The sequence below is a fragment of the Arthrobacter woluwensis genome, assembly GCF_900105345.1.
Taxonomy (GTDB): Bacteria; Actinomycetota; Actinomycetes; order Actinomycetales; family Micrococcaceae; genus Arthrobacter_E; species Arthrobacter_E woluwensis.
The window spans coordinates 1,197,823-1,209,305 of record NZ_FNSN01000003.1; the positions used below are offsets into that span (position 1 = coordinate 1,197,823).

Annotated in this window: 8 protein-coding genes; 6 read left to right on the forward strand and 2 right to left on the reverse strand. The window is 69.1% G+C overall.

The annotated features are described in order from the left end of the window. Nucleotides 1-66: 66 nt before the first annotated feature. The 6 genes from glmS to BLV63_RS06170 all read left to right on the forward strand — a co-directional run bounded on the left by glmS (nt 67) and on the right by BLV63_RS06170 (nt 8,628). Nucleotides 67-1,971 carry a glutamine--fructose-6-phosphate transaminase (isomerizing) gene (glmS, locus tag BLV63_RS06145; RefSeq protein ID WP_066211438.1) on the forward strand — a complete coding sequence of 635 codons (1,905 nt, stop codon included), beginning with the start codon at nt 67-69 and terminating at the stop codon, nt 1,969-1,971. 5 nt (nt 1,972-1,976) lie between these two features. After that, nucleotides 1,977-2,324 carry a holo-ACP synthase gene (locus tag BLV63_RS06150; protein ID WP_066211436.1) on the forward strand — a complete coding sequence of 116 codons (348 nt, stop codon included), beginning with the start codon at nt 1,977-1,979 and terminating at the stop codon, nt 2,322-2,324. Nucleotides 2,325-2,338: 14 nt separating this feature from the next. After that, a complete protein-coding gene (locus BLV63_RS06155; RefSeq protein ID WP_066211433.1) occupies nt 2,339-3,934 on the forward strand; it encodes an NAD(P)H-hydrate dehydratase in 1,596 nt (531 codons plus the stop codon). 84 nt (nt 3,935-4,018) lie between these two features. Continuing rightward, nucleotides 4,019-6,139 carry a glycogen debranching protein GlgX gene (gene glgX / locus BLV63_RS06160; RefSeq protein WP_169795500.1) on the forward strand — a complete coding sequence of 707 codons (2,121 nt, stop codon included), beginning with the start codon at nt 4,019-4,021 and terminating at the stop codon, nt 6,137-6,139. A gap of 115 nt (nt 6,140-6,254) precedes the next feature. Beyond that, nucleotides 6,255-7,307, forward strand: coding sequence for an L-glyceraldehyde 3-phosphate reductase (mgrA, locus tag BLV63_RS06165; RefSeq protein WP_066211427.1), 1,053 nt, complete (start codon nt 6,255-6,257; stop codon nt 7,305-7,307). Nucleotides 7,308-7,542: 235 nt separating this feature from the next. Then, the gene (locus BLV63_RS06170; protein ID WP_066211426.1) at nt 7,543-8,628 is read left to right on the forward strand and encodes an inositol-3-phosphate synthase; all 1,086 of its coding nucleotides are present in this window, start codon (nt 7,543-7,545) and stop codon (nt 8,626-8,628) included. A 103-nt stretch (nt 8,629-8,731) separates the two neighbouring features. Here the strand turns inward: BLV63_RS06170 and BLV63_RS19210 are convergent, their stop codons facing one another. Beyond that, complete coding sequence (locus BLV63_RS19210) at nt 8,732-9,229, reverse strand: uracil-DNA glycosylase family protein (RefSeq protein ID WP_243874903.1); 498 nt, start codon at nt 9,227-9,229, stop codon at nt 8,732-8,734. 948 nt (nt 9,230-10,177) lie between these two features. Continuing rightward, the gene (gene mshA, locus BLV63_RS06180; protein ID WP_066211425.1) at nt 10,178-11,389 is read right to left on the reverse strand and encodes a D-inositol-3-phosphate glycosyltransferase; all 1,212 of its coding nucleotides are present in this window, start codon (nt 11,387-11,389) and stop codon (nt 10,178-10,180) included. Nucleotides 11,390-11,483: the final 94 nt, after the last annotated feature.

The following is an 11,483-nucleotide window of genomic DNA, read 5'->3' on the forward strand; positions in this document are numbered from 1 at the left end:
AAGAGATTCTGCCCGCAGGCGGGGCCAGAATGAAATGCACACGCCCGGGCCGGTAGGCTTGTGCGCATGTGTGGAATTGTGGGATACACCGGCCGGTCCGCCGCTGCCGAGGAAGCGGAGCGCTCAGCCCTTGGCGTGGTTCTGGAAGGCCTCCGTCGTCTTGAATACCGTGGATACGACTCCGCGGGTGTCGCAGTGCTCGAAGAAGGCGGTGTCGCAGCCCGGAAGAAGTCCGGCAAGCTGGCCAACCTCCTGAGCGAGCTGGAAGCGCACCCGCTGCCGGAATCCCTGACCGGGATCGGGCACACCCGGTGGGCGACCCACGGCGGCCCGACCGACCAGAACGCGCATCCGCACCTGGCCGACGGTGGCAAGCTGGCGCTCATCCACAACGGCATCATCGAGAACTACTCCGAGATCAAGCAGGAACTGCTCGCCCAGGGCGTCGAGTTCCTCTCTCAGACGGACACCGAGGTGGCCGCTGCGCTGCTCGGCCAGCTCTACCGCAAACTCTCGGAAGGCGCGATGGCCGGCGACTCCGGCACCGCCATCCTGACCGAGGCCATGCGCCAGGCCTGCCAGCGCTTCGAGGGCGCGTTCACCCTGCTGGCCATCCACGCCGACGCCCCCGAGGCCGTCGTCGCGGCCCGCCGCAACTCCCCGCTGGTCGTCGGCCTGGGCGACGGCGAGAACTTCCTCGGTTCCGACGTGTCCGGTTTCATCGACTACACGCGCCGCGCGGTCGAGCTGGGTCAGGACCAGATCGTCACGATCACCCCGGACACCGTGGAGATCACCGACTTCTTCGGGAACCCGGCCGAGGGCCGTGAGTATCACGTGGACTGGGACCCGGCATCCGCCGAGAAGGACGGCTACCCGTCCTTCATGGAGAAGGAGATCCACGACCAGCCTGAGGCCGTGGCCAACACCCTCCTGGGCCGTTCCGACTCCCACGGCAACCTGACGCTCGACGAGGTCCGCATCGACCCCGAGCTGCTCAAGTCCGTCAACAAGATCATCGTGCTGGCCTGCGGCACCTCCGCGTACGCCGGCCAGGTGGCCAAGTACGCGATCGAGCACTGGTGCCGCATCCCCACCGAGGTGGAGCTGAGCCACGAGTTCCGCTACCGCGATCCGATCGTGGACGAGAACACCCTGATCGTCTCCATCTCCCAGTCGGGCGAGACCATGGACACCCTCATGGCCGTCCGGTACGCCCGAGAGCAGGGCGCCAAGACCGTGGCGATCTGCAACACCAACGGCTCCACCATCCCGCGCGAATCCGACGCCGTGCTCTACACGCACGCCGGCCCGGAGATCGCCGTCGCCTCCACCAAGGCGTTCCTGGCGCAGATCACCGCCGCCTACCTGCTGGGCCTTTATCTGGCACAGCTGCGCGGTAACAAGTTCAAGGGCGAGATCAAGGACATCCTGTCCGACCTCGGCAAGATCCCGGCCAAGATCTCCGCGATCCTCGAGCGTGAAGAGGACATCAAGTCCCTGGGCCGCGACATGGCCGAGGCCAAGTCCGTCCTGTTCCTGGGCCGCCACGTGGGCTTCCCGGTCGCCATGGAGGGCGCGCTCAAGCTCAAGGAGCTCGCCTACATCCACGCCGAGGGCTTCGCCGCCGGCGAGCTCAAGCACGGCCCGATCGCGCTGATCGAGGAAGGCCAGCCGGTCTTCGTGGTGGTGCCGTCCCCGCGCGGCCGCGACTCGCTGCACTCCAAGGTGGTCTCCAACATCCAGGAAGTCCGCGCCCGCGGCGCCCGCACCATCGTGATCGCCGAGGAAGGCGACACGGACGTGGTGGACTACGCCGAGCACGTCTTCTACGTGCCGGAGACGCCGCCGCTGCTGGCTCCGCTCCTGACCACGGTGCCGCTGCAGCTCTTCGCCGCCGCTCTCGCCGAGGCGAAGGGCTACGACGTGGATCAGCCGCGTAACCTCGCCAAGAGCGTGACCGTAGAATAAGCGCCATGATTGTTGGAATCGGCGTTGACGTGGTGGACATCGAGCGTTTCAAGCGGCAGCTGGAGGGCACTCCGGCGCTGCGGGACCGGCTCTTCGTCCCCGCCGAGCGCGAACTGAACGACCGCTCTCTGGCTGCGCGTTTCGCCGCCAAGGAGGCGGTGGCGAAGGTTCTGGGCGCTCCGGCGGGCATGAACTGGCAGGACTGCTGGATCGGTCTCTCCTCGGAAGGGCCCAGCATTCAGGTCAAGGGCACGGTCAAGGCCGTGGCCGATTCCAAGGGCATCAAGCACTGGCACCTGTCGATGAGCCATGACGGTGGGATCGCCACCGCCATGGTCGTGGCGGAACGCTAGACGACGAGCAGGACATGATCGGCGCTCATTCCGCGGATCAGGTGCGGGCCGCTGAGCGGCCCGCCCTGGACGCCGGGATGGGCGCCGAACTCATGCGCAGGGCGTCTTACGGACTGGCTCTGACGATCACCCGGGAACTCCGGGCCCGGCGCGGGCGGGTCTACGGAGCCCGCGTGACCGGACTGATCGGCAAGGGGAACAACGGGGGCGACGGGCTCTGGGCCCTGGCGTTCCTGGCCCGCCGCGGCGTGGCCGTCACGGCCGTCCTCGTGGACACGACGGCCCATGCCGAGGGTCTCGCCGCGCTGCTGGCCGCGGGAGGCCGTGCGGTGCGCCTGGCGCCGGATGGTTCCGTGCCTGGCGGTTCCACGGACGACGGCGCGGCCCGGCTGCCGCTGTGCACGCTCACTGAGGCGCGGGACGAGTGCGTCCGGGCGGACGTCCTGATCGACGCGATCCTGGGCACGGGCGCACGCGGCGGACTCCGGGGCGCTGCCGCGGGACTGGTCGAACTCCTGCTCCGTGAGCGCTCCGAGGGCCGCGGCCTTCCACACGTCGTGGCGTGCGACATCCCCAGCGGCGTCGATCCGACGACGGGCGAAGTGACCGGTCCGGTGCTCCCGGTCGAGAGCACCGTCACGTTCGCCGCCGCCAAGACCGGGCTGTTCCTTCCGCCGGGAGCGGCGTCCGCGGGCCGGGTGGAAGTCATTCCGATCGGCGTGGAGGACCGTCTCGGGGAGCCGGTCGTGCGGCGGATGGGTGCGGAGGACGTCTCGCGTCTTCTGCCGCGGCCCGCGGCCGAGGGCCACAAGTACACCCGGGGCGTCCTCGGCGTGGTGGCCGGCTCGGAGGAATACCCCGGCGCCGCCCTCCTGGCCTGCGCGGGTGCGCTGTCGGCCGGGGCCGGCATGGTCCGCTATTTCGGCCCGCCCTCGGTGGCGGCCCTGATCAACGCCGCGCTGCCGGAGGTCGTCTGTCACACCGGGCCCGAACTGCAGGGCCGGGTTCAGGCCTGGGTCCTCGGCTCCGGGGTGTCCGGCGAGGAACAGCTGGACCGCTGCCGACAGGCCCTGAGCCTGGGCCAGCCCGCCGTCGTGGACGCCGGAGCGCTGGACCTCGTGGGGGAGCGGGCCGTGGACCGTCCGGAGCTCATCCTCACCCCGCACGCCGGGGAACTCGCCCGGCTCCTGACCCGTCTGGGGACGGAGTGCGACCGCGCAGAGGTCGAAGCGACCGCCGGGGCCTCCCTGCGGGAGGCGGTCCGGCTCACCGGGACGACCATCCTGCTGAAGGGGCCGCACACCCTGTGCCACGAGCCCGGCGGGATCCTCTTCTCTCAGGCCGACGGCACACCGTGGCTCGCGACGGCGGGCAGCGGGGACGTCCTGGCCGGAGTCCTCGGCGCGCTGCTCGCGCAAGGCGGCGTGGCGCCGTCGTCGGTCGGGGAGATGGGCGACGCCGGACACTGGGCGGCCACCGCCGCTCTGGCCGCCGCGGTGCACGGCAGAGCGGGGCGGATCGCGTCGGGCGAGGCCGATGGCGGGCGCGGCCATCCGATCAGCGCGCGGGACATCGCCCACGCCGTACGCTTCGTGTGGGATGCTCCATGACGTCCGCGTAGCGGAATCGACATCTGAGTGCACTAAGGTGAGCCCGCAGGGGCACCGGGACTATCGCCTGAGGAGGCACACCGCGTGGAGAATGTGAATCAGCAAGTCTGGCCGGGCAAGGCGTATCCGCTCGGGGCGACGTATGACGGCGCAGGCACCAATTTCGCGCTCTTCAGCGAACGCGCCGAGGCCGTGGAACTGTGCCTCGTGGACGACGACGGCAGCGAGCAGCGCATCCCGCTCACCGAGGTGGACGGTTACGTGTGGCACGCGTACCTGCCGGCCGTGCGTCCCGGCCAGAAGTACGGGTACCGGGTGTCCGGCCCGTACGAGCCCGAGCACGGCAACCGCTTCAACCCGAACAAGTTGCTCCTGGACCCCTACGCGAAGGCCGTGGCCGGACAGGTCGACTGGGATCCGGCCGTGTTCAGCTACGACCACGAGGACCCCACGCAGCGCAACGATGACGACTCGGCGCCGCATGTGATGCTGGGCGTGGTCATCAACCCGTTCTTCGACTGGGCGGGCGACCAGCAGCCGGGCATCCCGTACCACCAGAGCGTCATCTACGAGGCGCACGTCAAGGGCCTGACCCAGCTCCACCCCGACGTCCCGGAGGACCAGCGAGGCAGCTACGCGGGCATCGCGCACCCCTCGGTGATCAAGCACCTGCAGGAGCTCGGGGTCACGGCGATCGAGCTCATGCCCGTGCACCAGTTCGTCAACGACTCGGTGCTGCAGGACAAGGGCCTCTCCAACTACTGGGGCTACAACACGATCGGCTTCTTCGCGCCCCACAACAAGTACTCCTCCACGGGGGAGCAGGGCGAGCAGGTCCAGGAGTTCAAGGCCATGGTGCGGGACCTGCACCGGGCCGGCATCGAGGTCATCCTGGACGTGGTCTACAACCACACCGCGGAGGGCAACCACCTGGGTCCGACGCTGTCCTTCCGGGGCATCGACAACGCCGCGTACTACCGCCTGACCGATGACGATCCCCAGTACTACATGGATTACACGGGGACGGGGAACTCCCTCAACGCCCGGAATCCGCATTCGCTGCAGCTCATCATGGACTCGCTGCGGTACTGGGTGACCGAGATGCATGTGGACGGCTTCCGCTTCGACTTGGCGGCCACCCTGGCCCGTGAGTTCTACGACGTGGACAAGCTGTCGTCCTTCTTCGAACTCGTGCAGCAGGATCCGGTGGTGTCCCGCGTCAAGCTCATCGCGGAACCGTGGGATGTGGGGCCGGGCGGCTACCAAGTGGGCAACTTCCCGCCGCAGTGGACCGAATGGAACGGCAAGTACCGGGATACGGTCCGCGACTTCTGGCGCGGCGAGCCGGCCGCTCTGGGCGAGTTCGCCTCGCGCCTGACAGGTTCGGCGGATCTGTACGAGCACTCCGGGCGGCGTCCGGTGGCCTCGATCAACTTCGTCACGGCCCACGACGGGTTCACCCTGCGCGACCTCGTGTCCTACAACGAGAAGCACAACGAGGCCAACGGCGAGGACAATCGCGACGGCGAGTCCCACAACCGGTCCTGGAACTGCGGCGTCGAAGGCCCCACCGACGATCCGGAGGTGCTGGCGCTGCGCTCGCGGCAGCAGCGGAACCTTCTGGCCTCGCTGCTGCTGTCTCAGGGCGTCCCGATGATCCTGCACGGCGACGAACTGGGCCGGACGCAGGACGGCAACAACAACGCCTACTGCCAGGACGCGCCGCTGACGTGGGTGCACTGGGACGAGGTGGACGAGGAGCTGATCGACTTCACCGGCCGGCTGAGCAAGCTGCGGCAGGAGCACCCGGTGTTCCGGCGCCGTCGCTTCTTCGACGGGCGCCCGGCCGAGACCTCGGAGGGTGAGTGGCTGCCCGACGTCGTCTGGCTCGATTCGGACGGCACGCCCATGACGGACGAGGACTGGAACAACGGCTTCGCCCGGACGCTCGCCATGTTCCTCAACGGCGGGGCCATCCAGGCGCCGGGGGAGCGCGGCGAAGAGATCCTCGACGACGACTTCATCCTCTGCTTCAACGCCCACGACGACGAGGTGGAGTTCACCCTCCCCGCCGAGAACTACTCCGCATCCTGGACGCCCGTGCTGGACACCTCGGACCGGGAGCTCAAGGGGTCGCTCGCGGCGCGGTCGAAGGTCGCGGTGCCGGCCAAGTCCATGCTCGTGCTGCAGGGCTGGCGAGGGTAGGGCTGTCTGAGGGCACACGGGGCAGGGTTGCAGTGCGACCCCGCCCCGTGTGCACCGGGTTTCACTCTGCGGGACACTCCTCGCCCCGTGGTTACTCGAGTGGCAGGATGGTGACGTGACTTACCTTGCTTCCCCTCAGCGCTACGACACCATGCCCTACCGCCGCGTCGGACGCAGCGGTCTGAAGCTGCCGGCCATCTCCCTCGGCCTGTGGCACAACTTCGGCGACGACAAGCCCTTCGAAACTCAGCGCGCCATCCTGCGCCGCGCCTTCGACCTCGGCGTCACCCACTTCGACCTCGCCAACAACTACGGTCCGCCCGCCGGCAGCGCCGAGACCAACTTCGGCCGCCACCTCGCGGAGGACTTCCGCCCGTACCGGGATGAACTCGTCATCTCCACCAAGGCGGGGTATCACATGTGGGAGGGACCTTACGGTGAGTGGGGCTCCCGCAAGTACCTGCTCTCCAGCCTGGACGCCTCCCTGCAGCGGATGGGCCTGGACTACGTCGACATCTTCTACAGCCACCGCCCGGATCCTGCGACCCCGCTCGAAGAGACCATGGGCGCCCTGGACACCGCGGTCCGTTCAGGGCGCGCCCTGTACGCGGGCATCTCCTCCTACACCCCGGAGCAGACCCTGGAGGCGGCCCGCATCCTCAAGGACCTCGGGACCCCGCTGCTCATCCACCAGCCGAGCTACTCGATGCTGAACCGGTGGACCGAGGACGGCACACCGAATCTCTACGAAGCGCTGGATCAGGTGGGCGCGGGCAGCATCGCGTTCTCGCCCCTGGCCCAGGGCATGCTCACCGACCGTTACCTGAACGGCATCCCCGCGGACTCGCGTGCCGCGCAGCAGCGGTTTCTCAGCGAGAAGGCGCTGACCGACGAGGCCATGGAACGCGTCCGCGGCCTCAACGAGATCGCCGCCGGGCGCGGGCAGACCCTCGCCCAGATGGCCATCGCGTGGATCCTCCGGGACCAGCCCAAGGGCTCGCCGGTGACGTCCGCGCTGGTCGGCGCGTCGAGCGTGCGGCAGCTCGAGGACACTCTCGGCGCCATCGACCGGCTCGATTTCACGGCCGACGAACTGTCCGCGATCGACAAGTTCGCGGTCGAGTCGGACATCAACGTCTGGTCGCCGAAGCTGCACCGCAACTCCTGACCACCCGCACAGGCGAGCGACGACGGCGGCCGCCCGGCCGCCGTCGTCGCTCGCGTTCGGGAGCCGGGACTAAAAACGTGGCCCGGAGCGTTGTCAGGTGTTGCCGAGGGTTTTAGGGCCACTTCGGCGTGTTCGATAGACTGCATGAGCGCCTGAGGCATCGCCGCCGGGCGCTCGCTGCCGCTCCCCGGCCCCGGGTGGAGCCCGCAGTTCACGTATTTGACTAAGGAGTTCCGTGCCGTCACACCCCATTCGCGTTGCCATTGTTGGCGTAGGCAACTGTGCCGCTTCCCTGGTGCAGGGCGTCGAGTACTACAAGGATGCTGATCCGAACAGCACGATTCCCGGCCTCATGCACGTGGAATTCGGGCAGTACCACGTTCGCGACGTGCAGTTCGTGGCCGCCTTCGACGTCGACTCGAAGAAGGTGGGTCTTGACCTGGCCGACGCCATCGGCGCCAGCGAGAACAACACGATCAAGATCGCCGACGTGCCCACCACGGGTGTGACCGTTCAGCGTGGCCACACCCTGGACGGCCTGGGCCGCTACTACCGCGAGACCATCGTGGAGGCGCCGGAGGAGCCGGTCGACGTCGTCGCCGCCCTCAAGGCCGCCGAAGTGGACGTCATGGTCTGCTACCTGCCCGTCGGCAGTGAGGAAGCCGCCAAGTTCTACGCGCAGTGCGCCATCGACGCCGGCGTGGCCTTCGTCAACGCGCTGCCCGTCTTCATCGCCGGCACCCCGGAGTGGGCCGCGAAGTTCGAGGCAGCCAAGCTCCCGATCGTCGGCGACGACATCAAGAGCCAGATCGGCGCCACCATCACGCACCGCGTCATGGCCAAGCTGTTCGAGGACCGCGGCGTGACCCTGGACCGCACGTACCAGCTGAACGTCGGCGGCAACATGGACTTCAAGAACATGCTGGAGCGTGACCGCCTCGAGTCCAAGAAGATCTCCAAGACCCAGGCTGTCACCTCCAACGTCGAGGCCGAGCTCCGCGCCGACGACGTGCACATCGGCCCGTCCGACTACGTGGCCTGGCTGGATGACCGCAAGTGGGCCTTCGTCCGTCTGGAAGGCCGCAACTTCGGCGACGCTCCGGTGTCCCTGGAGTACAAGCTCGAGGTGTGGGACTCCCCGAACTCGGCCGGCGTGATCATCGACGCGATCCGTGCCGCCAAGATCGGCCTGGACCGTGGCATCGGCGGCCCGCTGCTGTCCGCCTCCAGCTACTTCATGAAGTCCCCGCCGGAGCAGGTCAACGACTCCGCGGCACGTGAGAACGTCGAGGCGTTCATCCGGGGCGATCTGGAGCGCTGAGGTTCCGGGCTCTGACCCGCATACGACGAAGGCCCCCTCCGAGCGGAGGGGGCCTTCGTCGTGCTCGGGGCTAAGGCCCGTCAGCGGGAGCCGTCGGGGCGCGTCAGCGGCGGCCCGCCTGGAGACCGGCGCGGGCCATCGCGTCCGCGTAGGAGCGGCCCATGTCGATCAGCCACTCGGTCTGGCGTTCCTTGGAGCCGGCGAAGGAGCGGCCGTGCAGCGAACGGGCCTTGTAGACCTTGAGGCCGCGGCGCCAGATCAGCGGGTTGTCCGTCTTGAGGAGCATCTGGGCGAGGCGGTTGGCTTCGGTGCCGTGGGCGACGATCGCCGAAACGCGCGGGAGGATCCGCAGGAGGGCGATCAGGGGCTTGAGGCCCGCGCTGACCTGCTCGGGGGTCAGCTTGGCGTTGGGCTCGCCCGGGGTGAACCACGGGTGGGTGTTCCATGGCATCATCCACTCGGGACGCAGGCCCAACTGGAACTGGAGGCCGAGCAGGCGGGTGGCCGCGGCGTCGTCGCCGGCCCACACCACGCCCTGCGGAGAGGCTGCGCTGTTGTTGGAGAACAGGCTCAGGATGCGGCAGTCCTCCACCGAGTGCATCGGGTCCACGTACGGCACCTCGAAGCCGGGGCGGAGCTTCCGGAGGAACTCGACGTGCTCGTTCACGGGCGCGATGTGAGGGGCGAAGAACGGGCTGTCCGGCAGGGTGCGGGGCTCTTCGGCCGGGGCCTCGTCGGCATCGACGACGGCGGCGGCGGTCTCGGCGGTGGTCTCGGCTTCGGCTTCCGCGGCGGGGGCGTCGACCGCGGCTGCGGGCTGAGCGGCGGGTTCTGCTGCGACCGGCTCCACGACGGGTTCGGCGACGACCGGTTCGGCGACGATGGGCTCGATCCGGCGGGTGATGACCTCGCTCGCCTTCGGCGGAGACTTGACGGTCTTCTTGGCTGCGGCCGGCGCCTTCTGGGTGGCCGTGGTCTTGGCGGCGGGCTTGCGGCCCGGCTTCTTCGCCTCGGGCGCGGGGGCGTCCAGCTCGTCCTCGTCGACGAGGATGCCGCTCAGCAGCTTGTCCAGCTCGTCGAAGCCGTTGTCGTACTCGTCGTCGGGCTCATCGGTGTGGCCGAAGCCCTCGTCGTAGCGGGAACTACGGCTGTCGTAGTCCTCGTCCTCGAAATAATCCGTGTCGGCCAGGGCGGTCATGAGGGCAGGGCTCTCCTCGGGTCATGCGGGCCGGTTTCAGGGCGCAAGACAGGGCGCCCGGACCTGGCCGGGAAAGTGGGGTGAGGGGTGCCCACCGGAAAGCCGGTGAGACTGTCAATATTAGCAAGCCGCAGGCCTCTTTTGGAGCGCCCGTGGCACAGGTCTCTTCTCCGGCGGTTCATGACTGTCGGAGTGGCTTGACCCACCCGTTTGTGGAACACCCACGGATATTTCCGTGGGTGAACCACGAAGGGGTGGGTTGAACCGGAGATCGGGAACTCGAGGCCCGGAGGTTTTGGGTTCGGGGCCTCGAGGTCCGGGAGGGACGACGACGCCGGGCGGCCCGGTCCGTCAGACGGCGTCCAGTGCCTTGCGATAGGACGCCAAGGTGGCGCGGGCGGCGCTGTCCCAGCCGAAAGCGGAGGCGTGGCGCACGGCGCCGAGGCTGAGCGCGGTGCGGAGGGCGGCGTCGTCGTGCAGGCGTTCCAGGGCGGCCGCCCAGGCGGTGATCCGGTGACCGTCCACGAGCAGGCCGCTGACGCCGTCATCCACGGCGTCGGTGAGCCCGCCCACGCGGGTTGCCAGCACGGGTGTGCCACAGGCCTGCGCCTCGAGCGCCACGAGCCCGAACGACTCGCTGTAGGACGGCATCGCCACCACGTCCGCCGCCCGGAACCAGGCGGCCAGCTCCTCGCGGGGCACCGCGTTCCGGCGTGTCACCACGTCGCTCATGCCGCTCGCGGTGATGACGGCGTCGATGTCGTACTGACGGCTGCCGCTCTGCTCACCCAGCAGGGTCAGTCGCAGCGGGATGTCCGGACGCCGGGCCCGGAGCGCGGCTGCCGCCTGGACCAGGACATGCGGTCCCTTGAGCCGCTGCATCCGTCCGGCGAAGACCACGTGGAACCCCGGGGGAGCGGGCGCCACCGGCCCGGCGGGGGAGAAGACGTCCAGGTCCACGCCCGGCGCCACCACGTCGATCGTGGCGGGGGAGGCGTCGTAGTGGGACTGGAGTTCGAGCGCCTCGGCCCGGGTGTTGGCGATGAGCCGCGCGGCGCCGTCCACCACGCACTGCTCACCCTCCTCCCGGTTCTCCGGCTCGGCGTGCTCCCCGGAGTGCAGATGCTGGTTCTTGACGCGCGCCATGGTGTGCATGGTGTGGACCAGCGGCACGTCCCACGCCCGGGCCAGATGCAGCCCGGCGACCCCGGAGAGCCAGTAGTGCGAGTGGATGAGCTGGTAATGGCCCTGCGCCTGGCGGGAACGGATGGCGTCCACCTCGTCGGCCATCCGGTGGACCAGGGCGGGCAGCTGCTCCTTGGGGATCCGCCGCTTCGGGCCGGCCTGGAGGTTGTGCACGCAGATGCCGGCCTCGGGATGCTCGACGTCGGGCTGACCGGGAGCCACCGCGCGCGTGAAGATCTCCACCTCCACGCCCGAGCGGGCCAGAGCGGATGCCAGGGACCGCACGTACACGTTCATGCCGCCCGCGTCCCCGGAGCCGGGCTGCTCCAGCGGTGAGGTGTGGAGCGAGAGGAGCGCGACGCGGCTGACCGGCGGCATGATCCCTCCCTGGTTCGCGGGGCTGATTCGGCAGGGACGGAGGATGCTGACGTCCCTCAGAGACTGTACCGCTCCGCGGTGTCACGCCCGCGAC